A 25,425-nucleotide genomic window follows, 5' to 3' on the forward strand; every position below is an offset into this window, starting at 1 on the left:
TCGTGCTCAGTCTACTTCCGGGTGCTCAGCGAGCGATCGACGAGCGCGATCACGTTCGCGGTTCCGTTGCGCGTTCCCGTGCTCTCGGCGGCCTCGGCGATCTGCGTCAGCCGCGCACTGTCCGACAGCAGCGGCACGACCTCTCGGCGAACCGCGTCACCGTCGAAGGCCGCGTCGTCGAGCAGGCGAGCGGCACCCGCGGTGACGGCGGACGCGGCGTTCAGGCGCTGCTCCCCGTTCCCGACGGAGTACGGAACGTACAGCGCAGGAATGCCCAGCGCGCTGATCTCGCTCACCGTCGCGGCACCGGAGCGCGAGACGATGAGATCCGCCAGGGCGAAGGCGAGATCCATGCGATCGACGTACCGTCGCATCGCGTAGCCGGGAGCACCCGGGTCGGCGAGGTCGCTGCGCTCCCCCGTCACGTGGAGCAACTGCCATCCGGTGCCGAGCACGTCGCGCCAGGAATCCGCGAACGCCTCGTTGAGACGCTGGGCGCCGAGGGAGCCGCCGAAGACGAGCAGCACGGGTGAATCGGGGTCGAGTCCGAAGTACCGCGCGGCTTCGGCACGGGTGGCGGCGCGGTCGAGTTCGACGATCTCGCGACGCAACGGCATCCCGACCACCTCGCTCCGGCGCAGCGGAGTGCCGGGGAAGGCGACGCCCACCGCGGCCGCTCCGCGCGCACCGAGAACGTTCGCGAGACCCGGCTTGGCGTTCGCCTCGTGCACGACGAACGGGATGCCCTCACGACGTGCCGCGACATAGGCCGGAGCCGAGGCGTAGCCGCCGAACCCCACCACCACATCGACTCCGTGCGTGCGGATGTGCCGGCGTACCTGCGCGATCGCCCGGCGGAAGCGCTGCGGGAAGGCCAGGGCCTGGCGGTTCGGACGGCGCGGGAACGGGACCTTGTCGACGATGAGCAGCTCGTACCCTCGTTCGGGAACCAGGCGCGCCTCGAGACCCTCCGCCGTTCCGAGCACGAGCACCGCGTCGGAGGCGTCACGCGCGACGAGTCCGTCGGCGACGGCGAGCAGGGGGTTCACGTGGCCGGCGGTACCACCGCCGGCGAGAAGGTACGAGGTCACTCCGAGACCCTACCCCGCCGCGCTGCGCGGACTCCGCGAGCGCCCGTGCGCGCGGCGACGTCCTTCTTCTCCGCGCTCGGGAGCGTGCGGGCGAAGGCGAGGAGCACGCCGCAGGCCAGGAGCACCGCGAGCAGCGCGGTGCCACCCTGCGACATGAACGGGAGCGGAACGCCCATCACCGGGAACAGTCCGACGACGACGCCGACGTTGAGGACGGCCTGTCCGACGATCCACACCGTGATCCCGCCCGCCGCGACGCGGATGAACGGGTCGTCGGTCTTACGGATGATGTGGAACGCCCCGACCGTGAAGAACGTGAAGAGGGCGAGCACGACGATGCATCCGATGAGGCCGAGCTCCTCTCCGACGATCGCGAAGATGAAGTCGTTGCCCGGAGCCGGGAGCCATCCGTACTTCTCCTGCGAGTTGCCGAGCCCGAGACCGAAGATGCCACCGTTGGCCATGCCCCAGATGCCGTGGATCGACTGGTAGCAGTCGGTGTTGTAGAGGGCCATGTCGTCGCAGTTGGCGGTGATGCGCCGCATGCGGTCGGTGCTCGAGAGCGCATAGGCGAGCACCGCGGCGACGCCCAGGATCACGGGGATGATGAACAGACGGAGCTTGACCCCGGAGAAGAACAGGCAGCCCAGCAGGATGAGGACCAGCACCATCGCGGTACCGAGGTCCTTACCGGCGAGCACGGTGCCGATCGCGAGCGCACCGACCGGCACCACCGGGATGAAGACGTGGTGCCAGGTCCCGAGCATCGCGTGCTTGCGCAGGAGCACGTAGGCGATCCAGAGCGACAGCGCGAGCTTGAGGAACTCGGACGGCTGCATCTGGAATCCGCCGATCTGGATCCAGTTGCGGTTACCGCCGTCCGCGACGCCGAGCGGGGTGAAGACCAGGAGTTGGAGCGCGACCGCTCCGAACAGCGCGGGCCAGGCGAGCTTCTTGAGGAAGCGCACCGGCAATCGGCTGATGAGGAACATGAGCGGGATGCCGAGAAGCGCGAAGATCCCCTGGCGCAGTGCGCCGCTCATCGGGTTCGAGCCGTTCGCCACGGCCGTCGCGCTCGTCGCCGAGAGCACCATGACGAGCCCGAAGAGCGTGAGGAGCAGAGCGGTCGAGGCGATCAGCAGGAACTCGGTCGACACCGGTGTGAACCGGCGCCCGAGGGAGACCCTGGCAGCGAGACCGCCGGACTCAGAACGCGGAGGGCGAGCCACCTGCGTCATCGGCACTCCCCCGCTCGATCCACGTGCGCACCGCCTCGGCGAAGCGATGTCCACGATCCGCGTAACTGGTGAACTGGTCGAAGGACGCCGCCGCCGGGGCCAGCAGAACCGTGCCCTCGTCGTCAACGATCCCCGCCGCGATCTCCACGACACGGTTCATGACCTCTCCAGTGTCGCCAGCATCCACCTCGAACACCGGCACCGTCGGCGCGTGTCGTTCGAATGCCGCGACGACGGCGGCGCGCTCGACCCCGATCACGACGGCGGCGCGCGCCGTTCCCCCGGAGCTCGCGACGAGATCCGCGATGTCGACGCCCTTGAGATCTCCGCCCACGACCCACACCGAACCGGGATACGCGCGCAGCGAGGACGCCGCGGCGTGAGGGTTGGTGGCCTTCGAGTCGTCGATCCAGGTGATGCCCGCGTGCGTGGCGATGACCTGGATGCGGTGAGAGTCGAGCCGGAACGACTCGAGAGCCGAATGGATCGCTTCGGGCTCGACGCCGAGTGAGCGCGCGAGCGCGCTGGCGGCGAGGATGTTCTGCACGATGTGCGGGGCCGCGAGGCCGACGCGCTGCAGGTCGGCGACCGTGGTGATCTCGAGTGCGCTCCGAGCGCGGTCGTCGAGGAACGCGCGGTCGACAAGCAGTCCCTCCACGACTCCCAGGTCACTCGGGCCGGGAGTTCCGAGGTCGAAACCGATCGCTCGAGCGCCGTCGACGACCTCCGCCTCCTCGACCATGCGCCGGGTGGCTTCGTCCGCCTTGTTGTAGACGCACGCGACCCGGGTGTTGCGGTAGACCAGGGCCTTCGCGTCGCGGTAGGCCTCGGCACTGCCGTGCCAGACGAGATGGTCGTCGGCGAGGTTGAGGCAGACGGCGGCGTGCGGGAAGAGCTCGCCCTCCGGCTGGGAAAGGCCGAGGTACCAGAGCTGATGGCTCGACAGCTCGACGACGAAGGCGTCGAACCCGGCGGGGTCGCGCACCGCATCGAGAACCGGTACGCCGATGTTGCCGCAGGGCGCGGCGCGCACGCCGCCCTCGACGAGGATCGCCGCTGTGAGCTGGGTGGTGGTCGTCTTGCCGTTGGTCCCCGTGATGAGCACCCAGTCGGCGGGAGCGCCGTCATCGCGCACGACCTTGTCGCGCACGCGCCAGGCGAGTTCGATGTCGCCCCAGAGCGCGATCCCGGCATCCTGCGTCCACCGGATGATCGGATGCCCGGGTGCGAACCCGGGGGATGCGATGACGACCTCGGGGTTGAAGTCGGTGAGCGCCGCGGGCACGGTCGCGAGCGAGCCGATCTCGAGCCGGGCACCGATCACCGGCACCAGGCGCTCGTACTCCTCGTCGGCGGACTCGCTCAGCACGAGGACGTCGGCACCGAGTTCGGTGAGGGTGTCGGCGACCGAGAACCCGGTCATCGAGATTCCGAGGACGGCGACCCGGAGGCCCGTCCAATCGGCATGCCAGCTCGTGAGGGTGCGCAGACGTTCGTCAACCGACACGGGTCAGCCATTCGACGTAGAAGAGTCCGACAGCCGAGACCGCGAGCAGACCCGCGATGATCCACAGCCGGACGACGATGGTCACCTCGGCCCATCCACGCATCTCGAGGTGGTGATGGAACGGGCTCATCAGGAACAGGCGCTTGCCGCGCGTGAGTTTGAAGTACGCGCGCTGCAGGATCACCGATCCCGACGAGAGCACGAACACGCCCGCGATCACGAAGAGCAACAGCTCGGTGCGCGTCAGGATCGCGAGGGCGGTGATGACACCGCCGATCGCCATGGAACCCACGTCACCCATGAACACCTTGGCCTTCGGCGCGTTCCACCACAGGAACCCGACGAGCGCACCGGCGAAGGAGGCCGCGATGATGGCGAGGTTGAACGGATCGCGTACCTCGTAGCATCCGGCGAGGGCCCCCATGTCGACGCCTTCGCCGACGCAGGGCTGCTTGAACTGCCAGAAGGCGATGAGGCTGTACGCGCCGACGACGATGACTCCGGCGCCGGCGGCGAGCCCGTCGAGCCCGTCGGTCAGATTGACGCTGTTCGACGTGGCGACACCGATCACGGCGATCCAGATGAGGTAGAGGGCCCAGCCGATGATCACACCGAACGCGAAGAGGTTGAGCCAGGTGATGTCACGGAAGAGTGAGATCGACTCGCTGGCGGGAGTCTGACCGAACTTGTTGGGGAAGTTCAGCGCGACGATTCCGAAGGGGATGATCACCAGCAACTGACCGATCACCTTGCGCCAGCCCGAGAGACCGAGACTGCGCTGGCTGCGCACCTTCATGTAGTCGTCGATGAAGCCGACAGCGCCGAATCCGACCATGAGCCAGATGACGAGCAGCGCGGACAGTGCCGGGACGCCGCCGCCGACGTACACGCCGGTGAAGTACCCGAGGATGGTGCCGATGATGAAGATCACACCGCCCATCGTCGGTGTACCGCGTTTCGCCTCGTGGCTCGGGTTCTCGAGCGCCTCGGGGGTACGGATGACCTGCCCCCAACCCCACTTGCGGAAGAGCCGCAGGAAGACGGGAGTCAGGAAAAGAGTGAAGGCGAGCGAGATCGCCGCCGCCATGATGAGTGACCTCACGAGAACAATTCTCCCAGACGATCGCCGAGATGCCGGAGGCCCACGGAGTTTGATGACTTGACGAGCACGCGGTCGCCGTCGCGCAGCTCGGTGCGCAGGTATTCGAAAGCGGCGTCCTGGTCGGGCAGATGCACGGCTTCGCTGTCCCACGACCCTTCGCCGACGGCGGAGAGGTAGAGACGGCGGGCCTCGGGACCGACGACCACGATGCGGCGGATGTTGAGGCGGACGGCGATCAGGCCGATGCGGTCGTGCTCCTCCCCCGCGCTCTCTCCGAGTTCGCTCATGGCGCCGAGGACGGCGACGGTGCGCTCGTCGGGTCCGGTGATCTGGGCGAGGGTGCGCAGGGCGGCCGCCATCGAATCGGGGCTCGCGTTGTAGGCGTCGTTGATGATGCGCACGCGCTCGTTACCGAGGGGCTGCATGCGCCAGCGCTCCGCGATCTCGACGGTCTCGAGGCGCGCGACGGCATCCGCCACGGGCACGCCCAGGACCCCGGCCGCGGCGATCGCGGCGAGGGCGTTGGTGACGTGATGTGCGCCGAGCACGCGGAGATCGAGCGGGATGCTCTGGCCTGCGGCCTCGATCACGCACCGGGTTCCCGAGGCCGAGACCTCGATGTCGCGCGCACGCACGTCGGCCGCGCTGCTCTGCCCGAAGCCGACGACGCGCATCCCCCGCGACTCGGCGAGCTCGCGCATCGCCGAGACCCGGGCGTCATCGACGTTCAGCACCGCGGTTCCGGAAGCTCGCGCTGCGGCGACGAGCTCGGACTTCGCCTTGGCCGTCTCCTCGATGCCACCGAAGCCGCCGGCGTGCGCCATCCCGACCATCAGCACGACCGCGAGGTCCGGCTCGACGAGACCGGCCAGATGCGCGATACTCCCGGGCGCCGCTGCGCCGAACTCGCTGACGAGGAACCTCGTCGTCTCGGTCACCCGGAGCATCGTGACGGGCGCACCCACCTCGTTGTTGAACGACTTGACGGGAGCGACCGTCTCGCCTTCGTCCGACAGGATGCGTGCGAGGAAGTTCTTGGTGGTCGTCTTGCCGTTGGAGCCGGTGATCCCGACGATCTTCAGATCGCCCGTCTCGCGCACGCGACGAACGACCTCGCGCGCGAGCGCGCCGAGGGCGATCACGGCATCCGGCACGACGATCTGGCTCACCTCGACGTCGACCGCGTGCTCGACGATCGCGAGCGCGGCCCCGCCGTCGACGGCGGCGCCGACGAAGCGGTGGCCGTCGGTCTCGGCGCCGGGCTTCGCGACGAAGATCGAACGCGGACCCATGGTGCGGGAATCGGTGTCGACGGTGCCGTCGACGACGGTGCCGGCCGTATCGGTTCCGGCAAGGCGCAGCTCACCGCCGATGGCTTCGGCGATCTCAGCGAGCGACAGGGCGATCATGACATCTCCAGGCGCGGCTCTCGCCGGCTATTCGAACTTGGGCAGCAACTCGTCCATGGGAGTAGAGGACGGCATCACGCGATAGGTCTTCATCACCTGCGTCATCGCCTTCTGGAAAGCGGATGCGGTCGCCGCGGACGATACAACCTTAGTCGGCTCGTCGAGGGTGACCACGACGACGTACTGAGGATCGTCGACGGGGGCGAACCCGACCATGCTGGTGAAGTAGACCCCGGCCTTGTACCCGCCGTTGCCGTCGGGAACCTGTGCGGTACCGGTCTTGCTCGTCACGCGGTAGCCCGGGACCTGGATGCGATCGGCGTTACCGCCCTGCACCGCGACGTTCTCGAGCATCCGGGTGAGGTCGGATGCGGTCTGCTCGGCGATGATCTGCTCGTGCTGCGGCTCGTCGGCCGCGACCACGGTGCCGTCGGGCTGCGTGCACGACTCGACGAGCGACAGATCGATCTTCTCGCCGCCGTTCGCGATCGCCTGGTAGGCGCCGGCGACCTGCGCAGCGGTGACAGTGAAGTACTGACCGAACGTCGTCGTGTAGAGCGACTGGTTGTCCCACTCGCTGACGGGGTGGAGGATGCCGGAGACCTCGGTGGGGAAACCGACCGTGTCCTCGCCGACGCCGAAGCGCTGGAGGTAGTCGTAACGCACCTCCGGGCTCACCATGGTTCCGAACTTCGAGAGTGCGACGTTCGACGAGTCGATCAGACCACCGGCGAGGGTGTAGTTGTACGCCGGGTGAGTGAAGGAGTCGTTGATCACCGCGCCGTTCGGGAAGGTCTCCTTCGACGCGGCGCTGACGGTGCTGAGCGGTGTGACGCCCGCGCCTTCCATCACCGCAGCGGCGGTGATCGCCTTGAACGTCGACCCGGGCTCGAAGTCGCGGTGGAAGATCTGGCTCCCCCACGACGACGGGCTCGCGCCGTCGAGATCGTTGGGGTCGAGCGACGGCCACTCCGCTGCTGCACGGATCTTGCCGGTCTTGACCTCGACGACCGTGACCGTGCCGCCCTTCGCGCCCTGAGCCTGCGCCTCCTCGGCGATCATCTGCTGCAGGTACCAGTTGAGATCGCTGTTGATCGTGAGCTGCACGGTTCCGCCGTCCACGGCATCCGTGATCTTCTCGCTGCCGGGGATGACGACGCCGTCCTTGCCCTTCCGATACGCGATCTCTCCGTCGGTGGGCGCGAGGCAGGACTGATCCATCTTCTCGATTCCCGCCTGCGCCTCGCCGCTTCCGTTGAGGAACCCCACGATGTTGCCGGCGACCGCGCCGTTCGGGTACACCCGGGTCTCGCGGGCCTTCTGGTGCACATAGGCGAGCTTGAGGTCGCGCAACTCGATGTACTGCTCGGTGGTGAGCGACTTCTTGAGTTCCACGTACTGGCTGTTCGGATTCACGGCCAGGGCGTCGGCGACGAGCTTTCGCACTTCTTCCCCGGTCTGTCCGGTGATGGCGGCGATCTTGTCGGATGCCTCCGCCCAGGGCACCTCCGGGTCCTTCTCCTCGAGCTGCGTGATCACGAGCGGGCTGAGCTCCGCGTCGTAGACGAGCACGCTCTCGGCGAGCGGCGTTCCGGTGGAGTCGACGATCGTGCCGCGTTGACCCGCGATGGTGTCGCCGTGTCCGATGTACAGCTGAGAATCGGAGACGTGCTCCTCCGCACTGACCACCTGGATGTCGACGAGGCGCACCACGAACGCCGCGAGGACGGAGAGGATCACCGCGAGAGCGACGACCGTGCGTCGCCGCGGACCGCGTGTGGCACGTGTCGTCATGGGATCTCTCCGTCAGTTCGTGGTCAGTGCGTCGTGGGGCTGGGGAGGCCGTCGGTGATGGCCGGGGGCAGGTCCTGTCCGGAGGGCGGGGCATCGGTGTCGCCCTCCGCTGCCGCTTCTTCCGCGGCGGGAGGCGGTGCGATCACCGCGTTGCTCACTGCGCCGGCACCGTTCGGGTCGATGGTCGACGTCCAGTCGGCTCCGGCTCCGGTGCCGAACACGGCGCCGTCGCTCAGACGCAGATACGACGGTGAGCCCGCGACGACCATCCCGAGTGCCGAGGCGTCCGTCGCCAGCACCTGCGGCGAGCTGAGACCGGTGAGTTCCTCCTGGAGGGCGCTCGTCCGGAGATCGAGTTCGCGTTGCTGCGAACTGAGGCCGGCGAGGGTGAAGGAGTCCTGGGTGATGGCCAGGGACAGCGCGATCTGAGCACCGCCGATCAGCAGCGCACCGGCGAACGCGACGAGGGCGTACGCGAGCTTCGGCTTGCGGCGCGCCGCGGGAGCCGAGACCGGCTGGAGTCGGCGCGGCGACGCGGGTTTCGGTGCGACCGGCTGCGCCGGCCGACGGACGACGGCGGGCGCACTCATGCGGTCTCCCGGAGCTTCTCAGCCGCACGCAGGCGCACGGGGATGGCGCGGGGGTTGCGGGCGCGCTCCGCCTCATCGGCCAGTTCGGCCCCCTTGGTCACGACCCGGAAGCGCGGGGCGTGCTCGGGAAGTTCGACGGGCAGGCCCTTCGGAGCAGTCGAGGCGGATGCCGCGGCGAAGGCCTGCTTCACGAGGCGGTCCTCGAGCGACTGGTAGGACATGACGACGATGCGTCCGCCGACCCCGAGCGCGTCCATCGCCGGCGGGATCGCATCGGCCAGCACCGTGAGTTCGGCGTTGACCTCGATGCGCAGGGCCTGGAAGACCCGCTTGGCCGGGTGGCCCGATCGTTGCGCGGCCGCGGGCGTCGCCGCCTGCAGGATGTCGACGAGTTCGGCCGAGCGCGTGATCGGCTTCTTCTGCCGCGCTTCGACGATGAACCGGGCGTAACGACCGGCGAGCTTCTCCTCGCCGTAGCGCTCGAAGATGCGACGGAGGTTGCCCTCGCTGTAGGTCGCGATGACATCGGCGGCGGTGACGCCCTTGGTCTGATCCATCCGCATGTCGAGCGGAGCGTCCTTGGAGTACGCGAAGCCGCGATCGGCCTCGTCGAGCTGCAGCGACGACACACCCAGGTCGAACAGGATGCCGGATGCTCCCTGCGCGTGCAGGCCGATCTCGTCGTAGACGGTGTGCACGAGCGAGATCCGGTCGGCGAATCGCTCCAGCCGCTGACCGGCGATGCGCAGCGCATCGGTGTCGCGGTCGAGTCCGATGAGACGGATGTTGCCGAAGCGCTCGAGGAACGCCTCGGCATGCCCGCCCATGCCGAGCGTGGCGTCGACGAGCACGGCCCCATCGCCCTGGAGGGCGGGAGCCAGCAGCTCGACGCAGCGCTCGAGCAGGACGGGGGTGTGGATGTCTCGGAGGTTCATGATCTCTCTCGGGTGACCTTCGGCTCTGATCCCCCTCCGCTTCGCGACCCGGCACCGGGGAAGTGTGTCGGGGCGGGAGCGGCGGGGCATCACAGCCGTGGTCAGAACAGGCCCGGAATCACCTCCTGCTCCAGATCGGCGTAGGACTCCTCACCGGCGGCGAGGTATGCGTTCCAGCTCTCGGCATCCCAGATCTCGGCGTGGGCGCCGACACCGGTGACGATGAGCTCCTTCTGCAGACCCGCGTACTGACGCAGGTGCGGCGGGATGGTGATGCGGTTCTGACTGTCGGGCATCTCCGCACTGGCACCGGAGAGGAACAGGCGCATGAAGTCGCGCGCCTGCTTGTTCGCGAGCGGGGCCTGACGGATCCGCTCGTGCATCGCCTCGAACTCGGCCGTGCTGAAGACGTAGAGGCAGCGCTCCTGACCACGGGTGACGACGATGCCGCCGCCCAGATCTTCGCGGAACTTCGCGGGGAGGATGACCCTTCCCTTGTCGTCCAGTTTCGGAGAATGCGTCCCCAACAACATCAGCCATCACCCCCTCTCCGTCCGGCCAACTCGAGGTGCGCCCCACTTTACTCCACTTCCCTCCACATTCCTACGAAAATTCCGAGCATTCTTGCACCGAAGCACGAGAGAAGGGCCGATTCTCCGCGAAATCTCGCGGTGGAGGAGAGTGGAGCGCTGGTGGAGGGCCAGTGGAGGCCGATAGCGTCCCGGCCGAGACCGAGCGCGCTCAGGGCATGAAAAAGGCCCGGATGCTCAGAGCATCCGGGCCTTCAGAAGTGGGTGGGGGTCAGTTCCCCTCGTGGCGGCGATCCCAACGATCGTTCATCCGGTCCATGAAGGACGCGGAGTCCTGCCGCTTGGCGGTCGGCTTCTCGGACGACGTCGCCGCGGGTACGGCGCGGCGCACCGGGGTCACGGCGAGCATGACACCGGCCAGCATGGCGGCGAATCCGACGACGCCGATCACGATGCCCCAGACGTCTCCGACGATCACGCCGGCGACCAGACCGCCGACGCCCGCCAGAACCAGGAGCGCCCCGTAGACGAGGTTCCGATAGCTCAGTGCGCGATCGCCCGAAGGCGCGCTCACGACGTCGGCGTCATTGTGGAGGAGATGGCGTTCCATCTCGTCGAGCAGACGCTGCTCCTGTTCGGAGAGTGGCATTTCGTCCCCCTCGGGTATCGTGCGTTCCATTCTACGCGCGCCCGGCGGTCGGAGGCTAGCCGTTCGCCCCCTCATTGCTTTACGTATGCTGGGAGTCGTGCCCTCCCCCGCCCCGATCGTCGAAGCCGTCGCGTCCCGCCTGGAGCAGTTCGTCGAGAGGATGCGCGCCGAGTCCGCCGACTACGGCCCCGATGCGGCCGCGCTGCTCGATGCCGCGGCGGAGACCCTCGTGGGCGGAAAGCGGCTGCGCGCGCGGTTCTGCCATGCGGGATGGCAGGCGGTGGCGCGCGGGGGCGACCCTCGCGCGACCGAAGACGAAGCGCTCTGGAACACCTGCGCGGCACTCGAGATCTTCCAGTCGGCCGCGCTCGTGCACGACGACATCATCGACAACTCCGACACCCGTCGCGGCCGCCCCGCCGCGCACCGCGCGTTGGAGAGCGCGCATCGCGCGAGCGGTTGGAGCGGCGATGCCGAAGCCTTCGGTCGCGCCGGCGCGGTGCTGCTCGGCGACCTCCTCGTCGCCTGGAGCGACGACCTCGTCGAGTCGGCGATCACCGACCACCCCCACGCCTCGACAGTGCGTCGCGAGTACGCCCGCATGCGCCGTGATGTCACGGTCGGGCAGTACCTCGACATCGCCGAGGAGTCGGCGTGGAGGGTGAACGACGATGCGGAGCATGCGGAGCGCGCGCTCCGCGTGGCCTCGCTGAAGTCGGCCAGGTACAGCATCGAGCAGCCGCTCGTGCTCGGCGCGTCAATGGCGGGCGCGGATGCGGCGCAGTTGGCGGCCCTGCGGAGCTTCGGCCACCCCCTCGGGCTGGCCTTCCAGTTGCGCGACGATGTGCTCGGAGTCTTCGGCGACGAGTCGGTCACCGGCAAGCCCGCGGGCGACGATCTTCGCGAGGGCAAGCGCACGGTACTGATCGCTCTCACACGAGAGGCTCTCGATCGTCCCGCCCGCGGGATCGTCGACGAGATGCTCGGCGACCCGGGGCTCGACGCCGGACAGATCGGATTCCTCCAGGCGACGATTCGCGACACCCGCGCCCTCGACCGCGTCGAAGCCATGATCGCCGACTACGCCCGCGAGGCCGATCGCGCCCTCGTCGGCGCGCGCCTGGACAACGCCGCCGTGAGTGGTCTCCGCGATCTCGCGCGAGCCGCGACCGTTCGCGCGGCCTGAACCGGCGCGAGCGGACCTCAGGCGAGGGTGCGGGCGATCCGTCGGACCTCGCTCTTGTGACCGGCGAGCAGCGCGTCGATCGGCGAGCGCCCCATCGACTCCTCCTCGGCGAGGAGCCAGTCGATCAGCTCGTCGTCGTCGAATCCGGCGTCCTGCAGCACGATGATCGTGCCGCGCAGGGAGCTGAGCGGCCGACCGTCGACGATGAAGATCGACGGCACGGCGAAGACGCCGGTACGACGCGAACCGATGAGGTGGTGCTCGTCGATGAGTCGGCGCACCCTGCCGAGCGGCTCGTCGAGCACCTCGACGAGATCGGGCAGCGTCAGCCACTCCAGGGCGGGGGTTCCATCAACGTTCTCAGACACCCAGCAACTATCTCATCTCGGAGCAGGTCGCGCATGCCGCGATGCCTCTCTTCACATCAGTCACTTTTTTCACTCCTGTTGACTTCCGTTTACTTCCGTGTCAGCGTGGCAGGGTTCGAAAAGGGGGCCCCTCGTGACACCGAACACCTCTTCCCGTCGCCAGCGGTATGCGACGCTCGGTCTGCCGGCCGCCGTCCTGGGAGCGCTGGCCGGCGTCCTGGTCGCCGCCCCCGCCGAGGCGGACGCCGCGCCGGACGCCTCCTCCACCGCTCGACTCAGCGGCGTCCCGAGTCGCGTGGTGCCGTCGGAGGCCCCGCCCACCGACTACGTCGTCGCGCCGGGCGACACCATCTTCGCGATCGCGCAGCGATTCGGTCTGCGGACAGCTGATGTGCTCGCGTGGAACGGGATCGACGCACGCGCGACGATCTTCCCCGGGCAGAAGCTGCGGCTCCATGCGCCGCACGCCGCGTCGAGTCCGCCTCCCGCGGCCCCGGTTCCGGAATCCGGTCCCGCAACGTACACGGTCGCCGCAGGCGACACCCTCTTCGCGATCGCCCAGCGTCACAGCATCCCGCTCGACACGCTTCTCTCCGCCAACGGGCTCGATCGATCCTCGATCATCTACCCCGGACAGAGTCTCGTCATCTCGGCATCCGCCCCGACGGCATCACCGGCCGCGGTTCAGACGCCCGCGCCGGCGCCGGCCGCTGCACCCGCCACACATACGGTCGCCGCAGGCGACACCCTCTTCGCGATCGCCCAGCGTCACGGCATCCCGCTCGACACGCTTCTCTCCGCCAACGGGCTCGATCGATCCTCGATCATCTACCCCGGACAGACCCTCGCGGTGAGCGTATCCGCCCCCGCACCCGCGGCGGCCCCTGCGGCGGCGGAAGCCCCACCCGCGCAGAAGTCCGCCGATCTCTCCCCCGAGCAGGCGGCGAACGCCGCGCTGATCATCCGCATCGGACGAGAACTGGGCGTGTCCGATCACGGCATCGCGATCGCGCTCGCGACCGGAATGGTCGAGTCGGATCTGCGCAATCTCGACTGGGGCGACCGCGACTCGCTCGGCATCTTCCAGCAGCGACCGAGCACCGGCTGGGGTGCGCCAGAGCAGATCCTGGATGCCGAACGCAGCACGCGCGTCTTCTACGGCGGCCCGAACGACCCGAACGGCACAACGACCCGTGGGCTCCTCGACATCCCCGGATGGGAGTCGATGGCGTTCACGGATGCCGCGCAGGCCGTGCAGATCTCGGCCTACCCGCTTCGATACGGGCAGTGGGAGACGGCGGCTCACCGTTGGCTCGCCCTCTACCAGTGATCGCGCGTCCTGAAATCCGGTTGCCCTCAGGGGTGAGGCGCTCCCCGGCCTTTCAGGCAGTTCTCCATAGAATTCTGTCGTGACGTCCAATCAGCAAGCCGACCCCCTCATCGGGCGGCTTGTCGACGGTCGGTACCGGGTACGAGCGCGTATCGCACGCGGCGGCATGGCCACCGTCTACGTCGCCACGGATCTGCGCCTCGAACGACGCATCGCCCTCAAGGTGATGCACGCGCACCTCAGCGATGATTCGGCCTTCCAGAGCCGGTTCATCCAGGAGGCCCGATCCGCCGCGCGGCTCGCCGACCCGCACGTCGTGAACGTCTTCGACCAGGGCCAGGACGGCGAACTCGCCTACCTCGTGATGGAGTATCTGCCCGGCATCACGCTGCGCGAACTCCTGCGCGAGCAGAAGCGACTGACGATCACGCAGACGATCACGATCATGGACGCCGTGCTGTCGGGGCTGTCCGCCGCGCACCGGGCGAACATCGTCCATCGCGACGTGAAGCCCGAGAACGTGCTCCTCGCCGAAGACGGTCGCATCAAGATCGGTGACTTCGGCCTCGCCCGTGCGACCACCGCCAACACGGCCACGGGGCAGCAGCTGCTGGGCACGATCGCGTATCTCGCCCCCGAGCTCGTCACGCGGGGAACCGCCGACGCGCGCAGCGACATCTACGCCCTCGGCATCATGCTGTACGAGATGCTGGTGGGTGAGCAGCCGTACAAGGGCGAGCAGCCCATGCAGATCGCCTTCCAGCACGCGACCGAGTCGGTGCCACGCCCCAGCGCCCGCAACCCCGGTGTGCCCGAGCAGCTCGATGAGCTCGTGCTGTGGGCGACGGAGAAATCTCCCGACGAGCGTCCGGACGACGCGAAGCAGATGCTCGAGCGCCTGCGCGAGATCGAACGCGAGCTCGGCATCTCCCCCGCCGCCGCGACGACCGCACCGCCGACGCGATCCGCGAGCGACTCCGGCGACCTCACAAAGGTGATGCCCGCGACCGTGGCCGTCACGGACCCGGTCGCTCCCGCTCCACAGACGGTGGACAACGCGACGCTCCTCCGGCGGCGCGCATCGCGACGACGTGCTCGCGGCGCGTTCCTCCTCACGCTCGTCCTGCTGCTCGCAGTGCTCGCCGGCGGCGTCGGGTGGTGGTTCGGTTCCGGTCCGGGCTCGCTCGTCGCGGTTCCCGGCGTCGCGGGCATGACCTACGCCGAGGCGGCCGATGCGCTCACCGCCGACGGATTCTCGCCGCGACAGGAGGATCGTTTCTCTCTCGACGTCGAACCGGGCACGGTCATCGAGACCGATCCCGCCGAGGGTCAGCGCCTCGACAAGGGCGCGGTCGTGTCGGTGATCGTCTCCGCCGGCCCCACACCTCACACGGTCGAGACGCTCAACGGGCGGGCAGAGGAAGACGCACGCGATTACCTCGCGAGCATCAATGTGAACGTCGCCGACACGACCGTCGTCCTCTTCTCGGATGCCGCCGAAGGCGTGGTCATCAATGCGTTCGCCACTCCACGGGCCGGTGGCGAGGCATACGCGTGCGCCGAGGGATGCGATGTGCTCGAGGCCGACACCATCGAGCTCTACATCTCGGCCGGCGCCTTCCCGGATGTCTCGGGAATGTCCGTCGGTGAGGCCAGCTCGACGTTGACCGGTCGCGGCCTGGTCGTGGGCGAGTCGTCGTACGTCTTCAGCTCGGACGTCGAGAAGGACATCGTGATCGGCGTCTCGGACCGAGCGGAAGAAGGCAACTGGCGCCCCGGTGACACCGTGCAGCTGATCGTCTCGAAGGGGCCCGAGCTGTTCCCGGTCCCGGACGTGACGGGAATGACGCGCGACGAGGCCGCGCAGACCCTCAGGGATGCCGGTTTCGAACCCACCTGGAACGCGATCTGGAATGCGTTCCCGAACGATTTCACCGAAGTGTCGGGAACGGACCCGGCACCCGAGTCCGAACGCCGGAAGGGCGCCCAGGTCACTCTCCAGATCAGAAGCAGCGGCTTCTAGCCGACCCCCCGCCCCGGCATCCGCTCGTCTCGGACCATTCACCGAACGACGAAGGCCGCACCTCAGGATTCCGGGGTGCGGCCTTCGCCGTTCGAAGGTGCCGCGATCAGCGCTTCTCGAGCTCCTCGGCGACGAGGAACGCCAGCTCGAGGGACTGCATGTGGTTCAGACGCGGATCGCAGAGGCTCTCGTACCGGGTCGCCAGCGCAGCCTCGTCGATGTGCTCGGACCCACCGAGGCACTCGGTCACGTCGTCGCCGGTGAGCTCGACGTGGATGCCGCCCGGGAAGGTGCCGACGGCGCGGTGCGCCTCGAAGAATCCGCGCACCTCGTCGACCACGTCATCGAAACGACGGGTCTTGTACCCGGTCGGCGTCGTGATGCCGTTGCCATGCATCGGGTCGGTGACCCACAGCGGGGTCGCGCCCGAGTCGCGCACGGCCTCGAGCAACGGCGGAAGAGCGTCGCGGATCTTGCCCGCACCCATGCGCGTGATGAACGTGAGACGCCCCGGCTCGCGGTTCGGGTCGAGCTTGTCGATGAGCTCGAGAGCCGTCTCGGGCGTCGTGGTCGGCCCGAGCTTCACCCCGATGGGGTTGCGGATCTTCGAGAAGTAGTCGACGTGCGCCCCGTCGAGGTCGCGCGTGCGCTCCCCGATCCAGAGGAAGTGGGCCGAGGTGTTGTACGGCGTGTCGGTGCGCGAGTCGATACGCGTCATCGGGCGCTCGTAATCCATGAGCAGGCCCTCGTGACCCGTGAAGAACTCGACGCGCTTGAGCTCGTCGAAGTCGGCGCCTGCCGCCTCCATGAACTTGATGGCGCGGTCGATCTCGGCGGCCATGCGCTCGTAACGCTGGTTCGCCGGGTTCTGCGCGAAGCCCTTGTTCCACGAGTGCACCTCGCGGAGGTCCGCGAACCCGCCCTGCGTGAAGGCGCGGATGAGGTTCAGTGTCGACGCGGCGGTGTGGTACCCCTGCAGCAGGCGGCCCGGGTCGGCCTGACGCGAACCCTCGGTGAAGTCGTAACCGTTGACGATGTCGCCGCGGTAGGCCGGCAGGGTGACGTCGCCACGGGTCTCGGAGTCGCTCGACCGCGGCTTGGCGAACTGGCCCGCCATACGGCCCATCTTGACGACCGGCATCGAGGCGCCATACGTGAGCACGACCGCCATCTGCAGCACCGTCTTGATGCGGTTGCGGATCTGCTCGGCGGTCGCGCCGGCGAACGTCTCGGCGCAGTCACCGCCCTGAAGCAGGAAGGCGCGGCCGGAAGCCGCGCGGGCGAGACGATCGCGGAGGTTGTCGACCTCGCCGGCGAACACCAGCGGCGGCAGAGCCGCGATCTGTCGAGAGACCTCGGCGACGCGCTCGGCGTCGGGCCACTGCGGCTGCTGCTTGATGGGGAGCGAGCGCCACGCGTCCAGGGCGTCGATATCGTGCGGGAGCATCCTCCCAGCCTAGTGGTCGCTCGGCGCGTCGGCGGCGTCAGGAACGTCGTGTGACGCGCACCGGAAGACGGTCCTTCACGGTCGACGCGTAGACGTCCTCGTACTTCTGCTCGCCGAGCCGCTGCAGGGCCACCATGATCTCGTCGGTGACGGACCGGAGGATGTACCGATCGTTCTCCATGCCCGCGTAGCGCGAGAAGTCGAGCGGCTCACCGATGACGATGCCGACGCGCACGATACGTGGAAGCCTCTGCCCGATCGGCATGGCCGTATCGGTGTCGACCATGATCACCGGCACGACGGGGACCTTGGCCTCGAGCGCCATCCGGGCGATGCCCGTACGTCCGCGATAGAGCGTGCCGTCGGGGCTGCGCGTGCCCTCGGGATAGATGCCGAGAAGGTCTCCCCCTCCCAGCACCTGGAGCCCGGTGTTCAGAGATGCCTCGGATGCCTTGCCGCCGGACCGGTCGATCGGGATCTGCCCGGTGGCGCTCATGAAGAACTTCGTCGCCCAGCCCTTGAGACCGCGTCCCGTGAAGTAGTCGCTCTTCGCGAGGAACGACATCTTCCGGTCGATGACGAGGGGCAGGAAGATCGAGTCGGCGAACGACAGATGGTTGCTGGCGAGGATGGCCGCGCCGCTCGCGGGCACGTTCTTGCGGCCCACGATCCAGGGACGGAAGATCGCCTTGACCACGGGGCCGATCACGACGTACTTCATCAACCAGTAGAACACCGTCGTGAGTCTAGCCCCGCGATCGCACTCCGCCGGAAACTTCACAGGAACGACCGTCAGGAAGCGACCCAGTTTCACCAGGTGTGCGACCCGGTGTCATGCCCTAGACTCGGGAGGAACCCGTACCCGACCGGTACCGAAGGAGCTGCCGTGGTCCAGTTTGAAGTTCCCGCCGTCGTCCCCGCCGACCCCGACGCGAACGTCGCCGACCTCCTGGTCGAACGCGTTCGCACGACCCCCGACCGCGCCCTGTTCGCCGTTCCCGAACGCGACGGATGGCGCGACATCTTGGCCGCCGACTTCCAGACCGCGGTGATCGCTCTCGCGAAGGGGTTCGCCGCCGCCGGCATCCAGCCGGGCGAGAAGGTCGGATTCCTCGCCCGCACCACCTACGAGTGGACGCTCGTCGACTTCGCCCTCTTCTATGCCGGCGCGGTGATGGTGCCGATCTACGAGACGAGCTCGCCGTCGCAGATCCAGTGGATCCTCGAGGACTCCGGGGCCATCGCCCTGATCGTCGAGTCGCCGGAGCACTTCGCCCGCGTCGACGAGGTCCGCGGTGACCTCCCGCTCATCCGCGAGGTGTGGCAGCTGCACCTGGGCGCCATCGACACCCTCACCGCTCAGGGCGCGACGATCGAGGATGCCGAGATCGATCGCCGGCGCTCCCTCGCCGTGGGCTCGGACATCGCGACGCTCATCTACACCTCGGGCTCGACCGGCCGCCCGAAGGGCTGCGTCCTCACGCACTCCAACTTCGTCGAACTCGCGCGCAACTCCGCCAAGGCGCTGGACGAGGTCGTGCAGGTGCCCGGAGCGTCGACGCTCCTCTTCATCACCACGGCGCACGTCTTCGCGCGCTTCATCTCGATCCTCGACATCCACGCCGGCGTCCGCACGGGTCACCAGCCCGACACCCGCCAGCTCCTCCCCGCCCTGGGGTCCTTCAAGCCGACGTTCCTGCTCGCCGTCCCCCGTGTGTTCGAGAAGGTGTACAACTCCGCCGAGCAGAAGGCGGAGGCCGGCGGGAAGGGCAAGATCTTCCGCGCCGCGGCGGACGTCGCGATCGAGCACTCCAAGCTCGTCGAAGCCGGTAAGAAGATCCCGTTCGGCACGAAGCTGAAGTTCGCCCTGTTCAACAAGCTCGTCTACGGCAAGCTCCGCGAGGCGATGGGCGGTAACGTCGCCTACGCGGTATCCGGCTCCGCCCCGCTGGGATCGCGCCTCGGGCACTTCTTCCACAGCCTCGGTGTCGTCATCCTCGAGGGATACGGCCTGACCGAGACGACCGCCCCCGCCACCGTGAACCTCGCCGACAAGTCGAAGATCGGCACGGTCGGTCCCGCACTCCCCGGTGTGGGCGTGCGCCTCGCCGATGACGGCGAGATCGAGGTCCGCGGGATCAACGTCTTCAAGGAGTATTGGAACAACCCGGAGGCGACGGCGGAGGCCTTCAGCGAGGGCGGCTGGTTCCGCACCGGCGACATCGGCAGCTTCGACTCCGAGGGCTTCCTCACCATCACCGGTCGCAAGAAGGAGATCATCGTCACCGCCGGCGGCAAGAACGTCGCGCCGGCGGCGCTCGAGGATCCGATCCGCGCGAATCCGATCATCGGTCAGGTCGTCGTCGTGGGCGACCAGAAGCCCTTCATCTCGGCTCTCATCACGCTCGACTCCGAGATGCTGCCCACCTGGCTCGCCAACAACGGCCTGCCCGCAGACCTGTCGCTCGCGGACGCCGCGAAGAACGACGCCGTGCGCGCCGAGATCCAGCGGGCGGTCGATGCCGCCAACGCGCGTGTCTCGCGAGCCGAGTCGATCCGCAAGTTCACCGTGCTGGAGTCGGAGTGGACCGAGGCATCCGGTCATCTCACGCCCAAGCTCTCGATCAAGCGGAACGTCATCATGAACGACTTCGCCGACGAGATCTCGGCGATCTACGACGAGCCGGTGTCGACGACGAACGTCGCGATCGGCGGCTGATCCGCTCGAACGGTCCACGGGAACGACGAGGCCCCCTGCGCATCGCAGGGGGCCTCGTCGTTCCGGTCGGGTCAGAACCAGTCGCTCTCGCGCACCTCGCGCATCGCCGTCCGCCGGGTCTCGGGGTCGAGACGCGAGAGGTAGAGCTTGCCGTCGAGGTGATCGGTCTCGTGCTGCAGCGCCTGAGCGAGCAGGCCTTCTCCCTCCAGCACGACCGGTGCGCCGTCGAGATCGATGCCCTCGACGCGCGCCCAGGGGTACCGCAGTGCATCGTGCCAGAGGCCGGGCACCGACAGGCAGCCCTCCCCCGTCGGTACGGGCTCGCCGCGCACCTCGGTGAGGACGGGGTTGATCACGTAGCCGATGTCACCGTCGATGTTGTAGCTGAACGCGCGCAGCGCGACGCCGATCTGCGGTGCCGCGACACCGGCGCGACCCGGCAGCTCGACCGTCTCGACGAGGTCCGTGACGAGAGCACGGACGCCGTCGTCGATCTGGTCGATCGGTGCGCAGACGGTGCGCAGCACGGGATCGCCGAAGATCCGGATCTCACGGACGGTCATGCGGATGCCTCCGTCCGGAGTCCTTCGATCAGCAGAGCGGCCAGCCGACGTGCCGCGAGGCGGGTCTCGGGCTGCAGGTTCGCGAAGACAATCGCACCACCGGCGGCGATCTGCGCGTCGTACGGCATCTGCACGACGTTGCGAACGCGGGAGGCGAAGTGCGCCTCCAGTTCGTTCACCCGCACGAGAGGCGTTCCGGGCGTGGAGTGGTTGAGCACGACGATCGCGTCGTGCGCACGCTCCTCGAACCCGTTGGTCTCCAACCACGTCAGCGTCTCGGACGCCAGGCGCGCCTCGTCGACGCTGAGTCCCGAGACGATGACGATGCGGTCGGCCAGGTCGAGGGTCGCTGCCATCACCGAGTGCACGATGCCGGTTCCGGTGTCGGTGAGGACGAGCGAGTAGTAGTGTGCCGCCAGGTCAGCGACGTCGCGGTAGTCGACATCGCTGAAGGCTTCGGCGATGCGCGGATCGGCGTCGGAGGCGAGCACATCGAGCCGAGTCGCATCGCGCGCGACCACCGCCGAGATGTCGTGGTAATCCGCCACCTGATCGTGGATGCGCGCGAGATCCCGCACCGACTTCGTGTGCTGCGGACGCACGATCCGATCGGCGAGCGTGCCGCGGTCGGGGTTGGCGTCGATCGCGATGACCCGGTCGTCGCGAGCATCCGCCAATGCCATACCCAACAGAGCAGTGATCGCGGTCTTGCCCACCCCGCCCTTGCGGGAGAGCACCGGCACGAACCGTGCTCCACCGGGCAGCGGCGCGGCGATGCGAGCGGAGAGCGCCTTGCGCTCACGTGCGCGACGGCCGTCTCCGATGTTGATGCGCCGCCCGGAGATCGAGTACAGCAGGTGACTCCACGAGCCTTCGGGCTCGGGCTTCGTCAGGCGGTGCGGATCGAGCAGCCGATCGGTCGTGAGCAGATCGGCCGATTCGCGATTCGCACCGCTCAGCTCGCCGAGGCGCTTGGACGTCAGCGTCACCTCGGGCGGAACGGCGCGCGGCGCGACGTTCTTCTTCGGGGTCTCCACGGGGACGGCCTCCTTCACGGGAGCGGGGACGGGCGCGACAACGGGTGCGGGCACGAGTTCGGGCTCAGTTTCCCGCTCGACGATGACCTCGACGGCAGCAGGGACCGGCGCGGCGGTCGCCGCAGGGGCGGCGTCCTCGAACACGATGTCGGCGATGACGGCCTCATCGACCTCGCCGTCGATGACCGCCTCGTCGGCGAGATCGTCCTCGTGCTCCTGCGGCATCGCGACGCTCACCTGGGCGGTTCCGCCGAGGATGCCGATGCCGGCCGTCGCCACGGACGCGGCGTCGTCGAGCATCCCCATCGCGTCGTCCTCACGGGGATCGGGGGTCTTCTTCGGGGTCACTGTCTCGCTCCAAGCATGCACGGGCGAGGGCGCGCCGCACGGCGCCGCCCCCGCCCGGACAAGGTTAGTGCGCGGGACGGATGACGACCAAAAGATCCCCGGCGTCGACCTGCTGCGTCGCGGAGATCGCATGACGCTCGATGACACCGTCGACGGGGGCCGTGATCGCGGCCTCCATCTTCATCGCTTCGATCGATGCGACCGGCTCACCCGCGCGAACCGTGGCGCCGACCTCGGCCTTCAGGGTGACGACGCCCGAGAACGGAGCCGCGACCTGACCGGGCACCGAGGTGTCGGCCTTCTCCACCTCGTGGGCGTCGACCGAGACCGCGCGATCCCGCACGAACACCGGGCGAAGCTGACCGTTGAGGGTCGTCATCACGGTGCGGATGCCGCGGTCGTCGGCATCACCGATCGCCTCGAGTCCGACGTACAGCTGCACGCCGCGATCGATCTCGACCAGGTGCTCCTGGCCCGCGACGAGCCCGTAGAGGTAGTCGCTGGTGTCGAGGACCGACAGATCACCGAAGAGCTCGCGCATCTGGCTGAACTCGCGCATCGGTGCCGGGAAGAGCAGGGTGTTCAGCCGCGCGCGCCGCGTCGCGCTGTCGCCCGCGAGAGCCGACTCGTCATCGGCGGTGAGGTCGGTCAGACCGACGCGCACCGTACGACCCGCGAGCACCTTCGAGCGGAAGGGCTCCGGCCATCCCCCCGGCAGGTCACCGAGCTCGCCCGCCATGAAGCCGACGACCGAGTCCGGGACGTCGTACTTCTCCGGGTTCGTCTCGAAATCGGCCGGGTCGGCCTTCACCGCGGCGAGGTGCAGGGCGAGATCGCCGACCACCTTCGACGACGGAGTCACCTTCGGCACGCGCCCGAGGATACGGTCGGCTGCGGCGTACATGTCCTCGATCAGCTCGAAATCGTCGGCGAGGCCGAGCGCCTTGGCCTGCTGGCGCAGGTTCGAGAGCTGACCGCCCGGGATCTCGTGGTGGTACACCCGACCCGTGGGTCCCGGGAGACCGGACTCGAACGGCGCGTACTGATGGCGCACGGCCTCCCAGTACGGTTCGAGATCCGAGACGCCCGCGAGGTCGATTCCACTGTCGCGATCGGTGTGGGCGAGGGCCGCGACCAGTGCCGACAGCGAGGGCTGGCTCGTCGTGCCCGACAGCGGTGCGGATGCGGCATCCACCGCGTCGACGCCGGCGGCGCTGGCCGCCAGGAGGGTCGCCAGCTGACCGCCCGGGGTGTCGTGCGTGTGCAGGTGCACCGGCAGATCGAAGCGCTCGCGCAGCGCGGAGACGAGCTTCGCGGCAGCCGCCGGTCGCAGCAGCCCCGCCATGTCCTTGATGGCGATGATGTGCGCCCCGGCATCGACGATCTTCTCGGCGAGGTCGAGGTAGTAGTCGAGCGTGTAGAGCTTCTCGTCGGGGTTCAGCAGATCGCCGGTGTAGCAGAGCGCGACCTCGGCGACCGCGGTGCCGGTGCGCCGCACGGCGGCGATCGCCGGACGCATCTGCTCGATGTCGTTGAGCGCGTCGAAGATCCGGAAGATGTCGACCCCGCTGGCCGCGGCCTCGGCGACGAACGCATCGGTGACGGCCGTCGGGTACGGGGTGTATCCGACCGTGTTCCGTCCGCGGAGCAGCATCTGGATCGCCACGTTCGGGAGCTCTGCGCGCAGCTTGTCGAGACGCTCCCACGGGTCCTCGCCCAGGAAACGGAGCGCGACGTCGTACGTCGCCCCGCCCCAGGCCTCGACCGAGAGCAGCCCCGGCGTCAGTCGCGCGACGTAGGGGGCGGCCGCCACGAGGTCCTTCGTCCGCACGCGGGTCGCGAGCAGCGACTGGTGCGCATCGCGGAAGGTCGTCTCGGTGATCGCCAGAGCGCTCTGCGCGCGCAGCTCGTCGGCGAACCCCTCCGGTCCGAGCTCGAGCAGGCGCTGGCGCGAACCCGGAACGGGCTCGACGCCGAGATCGATCGCAGGCAGCTTCGTGCGGGGATCGACGGAGCCTGGGTGCGCGCCGTTCGGCTTGTTGACGGTCACGTCGACCAACCAGTTGAGGATCTTCGTGCCGCGATCCTTCGACACCCGTCCGCGCAGCAGCTCGGGCCGCTCATCGATGAACGAGGTGCTGAGGTCACCGGCGACGAAGGCGTCGTCGTCGAGCAGCGCCTGCAGGAAGGGGATGTTCGTCGAGACGCCGCGGATGCGGAACTCCGCCAGTGCGCGGCGCGCACGGGCGACCGCGGCGGGGAAGTCGCGCCCGCGGCAGGTCAGCTTCGACAGCATCGAATCGAAGTGGGGGCTGATCTGCGCGCCCTGGTGCACGGTTCCGCCGTCGAGACGGATGCCGGCGCCGCCGGGCGAGCGGTAGGTGGTGATCTTCCCCGTGTCCGGGCGGAACCCCTGGGTGGGATCCTCCGTCGTGATCCGGCACTGGAGCGCCACGCCCCGGAGGTGCAGGTTGTGCTGCTGAAGCCCGAGGCCCGCGAGCGTCTGCCCGGAGGCGATGCGCATCTGGCTCTGCACGAGGTCGACGTCGGTGACCTCTTCGGTGACGGTGTGCTCGACCTGGATGCGCGGGTTCATCTCGATGAACACGACCTCGCCCGCCCGCTCCCCCGCGGTCTCGAGCAGGAACTCCACGGTGCCGGCGTTCTCGTAGCCGATCGACCGCGCGAAGGCGACGGCGTAGCCGTGCAGCGCGGTGCGGATGCTGTCGTCGAGGTTCGGGGCCGGCGCGATCTCGACCACCTTCTGGTGGCGTCGCTGCACGGAGCAGTCGCGTTCGAAGAGGTGAACCGTCTCGCCGGTCTTGTCGGCGAGGATCTGCACTTCGATGTGGCGGGGACGGACGACGGCCTGCTCGAGGAACATCCGCGGGTCGCCGAAGGCGCTGTCGGCTTCGCGCATCGCCTCTGCGAGAGCGGGCGCCAGCTCCGCCGCGGTCTCGACCCGACGCATTCCGCGCCCTCCGCCGCCGGCCACGGCCTTGGCGAAGAGGGGGAAGCCGATCTCCGCGGCCTGGGCGACCAGGGCCTCGACGTCGGCGGATGCCTCGGTCGAACGCAACACCGGCACACCGGCGTCGACCGCATGACGCTTGGCCTCGACCTTGTTGCCGGCCATCTCGAGCACGGCAGCCGGCGGACCGATGAAGACGATGCCGTTGGCGGCGGCCTTCTCCGCCAGTTCCGGGTTCTCGGACAGGAAGCCGTACCCGGGGTAGATCGCGTCGGCACCGGACTCGAGCGCGACGCGGATGATCTCGTCGACGTTCAGGTAGGCGCGCACCGGATGCCCGCGTTCTCCGATCTCGTAGGCCTCGTCGGCTTTGAGGCGGTGCACGGAGCCCCGATCCTCATGGGGGAAGACCGCGACGGTCCTCGCTCCGACTTCGTAGGCCGCTCGGAAGGCGCGGATCGCGATCTCGCCGCGGTTGGCCACAAGGATCTTCTGGAACATGCACACCTCTGAAGAGCTCGATGTGCGCGCCGATGCACGCACATGGGGCGGGGCTGAGTGTCCCCCCAGACTAGGGCAAGGTAACGT

General features: G+C 68.5%; 20 protein-coding genes. 4 read left to right on the forward strand and 16 right to left on the reverse strand.

Features of this window, described 5'->3' with window-relative positions; genetic code table 11:
* Nucleotides 1–11: 11 nt before the first annotated feature.
* The 10 genes from ACFY9N_RS10245 to ACFY9N_RS10290 form a co-directional block, all read right to left on the reverse strand.
* Entirely contained in the window at nucleotides 12–1,091 is a 1,080-nt protein-coding gene (locus tag ACFY9N_RS10245) for a glycosyltransferase (RefSeq protein WP_391478390.1), read from the reverse strand.
* Nucleotides 1,088–2,329, reverse strand: a complete 1,242-nt coding sequence (gene ftsW, locus ACFY9N_RS10250) for a putative lipid II flippase FtsW (RefSeq protein ID WP_391478391.1) — start codon at nucleotides 2,327–2,329, stop codon at nucleotides 1,088–1,090. The genes ACFY9N_RS10245 and ftsW overlap by 4 nt, the downstream gene beginning before the upstream one ends.
* Nucleotides 2,298–3,836 carry a UDP-N-acetylmuramoyl-L-alanine--D-glutamate ligase gene (gene murD, locus ACFY9N_RS10255; protein ID WP_391478392.1) on the reverse strand — a complete coding sequence of 513 codons (1,539 nt, stop codon included), beginning with the start codon at nucleotides 3,834–3,836 and terminating at the stop codon, nucleotides 2,298–2,300. The genes ftsW and murD overlap by 32 nt, the downstream gene beginning before the upstream one ends.
* On the reverse strand, nucleotides 3,826–4,938 hold the full coding sequence (mraY, locus tag ACFY9N_RS10260; RefSeq protein ID WP_391478393.1) for a phospho-N-acetylmuramoyl-pentapeptide-transferase: 1,113 nt from the start codon (nucleotides 4,936–4,938) through the stop codon (nucleotides 3,826–3,828). Before mraY ends, murD begins: the two co-directional genes overlap by 11 nt.
* The gene (murF, locus tag ACFY9N_RS10265) at nucleotides 4,935–6,347 is read right to left on the reverse strand and encodes a UDP-N-acetylmuramoyl-tripeptide--D-alanyl-D-alanine ligase (RefSeq protein WP_391478394.1); all 1,413 of its coding nucleotides are present in this window, start codon (nucleotides 6,345–6,347) and stop codon (nucleotides 4,935–4,937) included. Before murF ends, mraY begins: the two co-directional genes overlap by 4 nt.
* A 27-nt stretch (nucleotides 6,348–6,374) precedes the next feature.
* Complete coding sequence (locus tag ACFY9N_RS10270) at nucleotides 6,375–8,141, reverse strand: peptidoglycan D,D-transpeptidase FtsI family protein (RefSeq protein WP_391478395.1); 1,767 nt, start codon at nucleotides 8,139–8,141, stop codon at nucleotides 6,375–6,377.
* A 23-nt stretch (nucleotides 8,142–8,164) separates the two neighbouring features.
* Nucleotides 8,165–8,731 (reverse strand): hypothetical protein, encoded by a 567-nt coding sequence (locus ACFY9N_RS10275; RefSeq protein ID WP_391478396.1) that lies wholly within the window; start codon nucleotides 8,729–8,731, stop codon nucleotides 8,165–8,167.
* Complete coding sequence (rsmH, locus tag ACFY9N_RS10280) at nucleotides 8,728–9,666, reverse strand: 16S rRNA (cytosine(1402)-N(4))-methyltransferase RsmH (protein ID WP_391478397.1); 939 nt, start codon at nucleotides 9,664–9,666, stop codon at nucleotides 8,728–8,730. Before rsmH ends, ACFY9N_RS10275 begins: the two co-directional genes overlap by 4 nt.
* A gap of 101 nt (nucleotides 9,667–9,767) precedes the next feature.
* Nucleotides 9,768–10,199 (reverse strand): division/cell wall cluster transcriptional repressor MraZ, encoded by a 432-nt coding sequence (gene mraZ / locus ACFY9N_RS10285; protein WP_391478398.1) that lies wholly within the window; start codon nucleotides 10,197–10,199, stop codon nucleotides 9,768–9,770.
* Between the two features lie 268 nt (nucleotides 10,200–10,467).
* A complete protein-coding gene (locus tag ACFY9N_RS10290) occupies nucleotides 10,468–10,845 on the reverse strand; it encodes a DUF3040 domain-containing protein (protein ID WP_391478399.1) in 378 nt (125 codons plus the stop codon).
* Between the two features lie 97 nt (nucleotides 10,846–10,942).
* Here ACFY9N_RS10290 and ACFY9N_RS10295 point away from each other — a divergent pair, with 97 nt between their 5' ends.
* On the forward strand, nucleotides 10,943–12,031 hold the full coding sequence (locus ACFY9N_RS10295) for a polyprenyl synthetase family protein (protein WP_391478400.1): 1,089 nt from the start codon (nucleotides 10,943–10,945) through the stop codon (nucleotides 12,029–12,031).
* 17 nt (nucleotides 12,032–12,048) lie between these two features.
* Here ACFY9N_RS10295 and ACFY9N_RS10300 read toward each other — a convergent pair whose 3' ends face one another.
* On the reverse strand, nucleotides 12,049–12,399 hold the full coding sequence (locus ACFY9N_RS10300; RefSeq protein WP_391478401.1) for an Rv2175c family DNA-binding protein: 351 nt from the start codon (nucleotides 12,397–12,399) through the stop codon (nucleotides 12,049–12,051).
* A gap of 133 nt (nucleotides 12,400–12,532) precedes the next feature.
* On the opposite strand from ACFY9N_RS10300, the gene ACFY9N_RS10305 reads away from it, so the two are divergent.
* On the forward strand, nucleotides 12,533–13,729 hold the full coding sequence (locus ACFY9N_RS10305) for a LysM peptidoglycan-binding domain-containing protein (RefSeq protein WP_391478402.1): 1,197 nt from the start codon (nucleotides 12,533–12,535) through the stop codon (nucleotides 13,727–13,729).
* Nucleotides 13,730–13,808: 79 nt separating this feature from the next.
* Nucleotides 13,809–15,752, forward strand: a complete 1,944-nt coding sequence (pknB, locus tag ACFY9N_RS10310) for a Stk1 family PASTA domain-containing Ser/Thr kinase (protein ID WP_391478403.1) — start codon at nucleotides 13,809–13,811, stop codon at nucleotides 15,750–15,752.
* Nucleotides 15,753–15,858: 106 nt separating this feature from the next.
* Here the strand turns inward: pknB and ACFY9N_RS10315 are convergent, their stop codons facing one another.
* Nucleotides 15,859–17,199: a class II 3-deoxy-7-phosphoheptulonate synthase gene (locus tag ACFY9N_RS10315; RefSeq protein WP_391478404.1), complete on the reverse strand. Its 1,341-nt coding sequence runs from the start codon at nucleotides 17,197–17,199 to the stop codon at nucleotides 15,859–15,861.
* A 37-nt stretch (nucleotides 17,200–17,236) separates the two neighbouring features.
* Nucleotides 17,237–17,935: a 1-acyl-sn-glycerol-3-phosphate acyltransferase gene (locus ACFY9N_RS10320; protein ID WP_247622072.1), complete on the reverse strand. Its 699-nt coding sequence runs from the start codon at nucleotides 17,933–17,935 to the stop codon at nucleotides 17,237–17,239.
* Between the two features lie 150 nt (nucleotides 17,936–18,085).
* Here ACFY9N_RS10320 and ACFY9N_RS10325 point away from each other — a divergent pair, with 150 nt between their 5' ends.
* A complete protein-coding gene (locus ACFY9N_RS10325; RefSeq protein ID WP_391478405.1) occupies nucleotides 18,086–19,918 on the forward strand; it encodes an AMP-dependent synthetase/ligase in 1,833 nt (610 codons plus the stop codon).
* Nucleotides 19,919–19,989: 71 nt separating this feature from the next.
* Here the strand turns inward: ACFY9N_RS10325 and def are convergent, their stop codons facing one another.
* The 3 genes from def to ACFY9N_RS10340 form a co-directional block, all read right to left on the reverse strand.
* The gene (gene def / locus ACFY9N_RS10330; protein WP_391478406.1) at nucleotides 19,990–20,481 is read right to left on the reverse strand and encodes a peptide deformylase; all 492 of its coding nucleotides are present in this window, start codon (nucleotides 20,479–20,481) and stop codon (nucleotides 19,990–19,992) included.
* Nucleotides 20,478–21,866, reverse strand: a complete 1,389-nt coding sequence (locus ACFY9N_RS10335; protein WP_391478407.1) for a MinD/ParA family protein — start codon at nucleotides 21,864–21,866, stop codon at nucleotides 20,478–20,480. Before ACFY9N_RS10335 ends, def begins: the two co-directional genes overlap by 4 nt.
* A 64-nt stretch (nucleotides 21,867–21,930) precedes the next feature.
* Complete coding sequence (locus ACFY9N_RS10340) at nucleotides 21,931–25,338, reverse strand: pyruvate carboxylase (protein WP_391478408.1); 3,408 nt, start codon at nucleotides 25,336–25,338, stop codon at nucleotides 21,931–21,933.
* Nucleotides 25,339–25,425: the final 87 nt, after the last annotated feature.

It is taken from the genome of Microbacterium sp. NPDC008134 (assembly GCF_042957055.1).
Classification (GTDB): domain Bacteria; phylum Actinomycetota; class Actinomycetes; order Actinomycetales; family Microbacteriaceae; genus Microbacterium.

Excerpts from the sequence above, each read along its gene's own strand:
- ftsW (WP_391478391.1), bottom strand. The coding sequence starts at position 2,329 with ATGACGCAGGTGGCTCGCCCTCCGCGTTCTGAGTCCGGCGGTCTCGCT.
- def (WP_391478406.1), bottom strand. The coding sequence starts at position 20,481 with ATGACCGTCCGTGAGATCCGGATCTTCGGCGATCCCGTGCTGCGCACC.
- ACFY9N_RS10270 (WP_391478395.1), bottom strand. The coding sequence starts at position 8,141 with ATGACGACACGTGCCACACGCGGTCCGCGGCGACGCACGGTCGTCGCT.
- ACFY9N_RS10315 (WP_391478404.1), bottom strand. The coding sequence starts at position 17,199 with ATGCTCCCGCACGATATCGACGCCCTGGACGCGTGGCGCTCGCTCCCC.
- ACFY9N_RS10340 (WP_391478408.1), bottom strand. The coding sequence starts at position 25,338 with ATGTTCCAGAAGATCCTTGTGGCCAACCGCGGCGAGATCGCGATCCGC.
- murF (WP_391478394.1), bottom strand. The coding sequence starts at position 6,347 with ATGATCGCCCTGTCGCTCGCTGAGATCGCCGAAGCCATCGGCGGTGAG.
- mraZ (WP_391478398.1), bottom strand. The coding sequence starts at position 10,199 with ATGTTGTTGGGGACGCATTCTCCGAAACTGGACGACAAGGGAAGGGTC.
- rsmH (WP_391478397.1), bottom strand. The coding sequence starts at position 9,666 with ATGAACCTCCGAGACATCCACACCCCCGTCCTGCTCGAGCGCTGCGTC.
- ACFY9N_RS10275 (WP_391478396.1), bottom strand. The coding sequence starts at position 8,731 with ATGAGTGCGCCCGCCGTCGTCCGTCGGCCGGCGCAGCCGGTCGCACCG.
- ACFY9N_RS10290 (WP_391478399.1), bottom strand. The coding sequence starts at position 10,845 with ATGCCACTCTCCGAACAGGAGCAGCGTCTGCTCGACGAGATGGAACGC.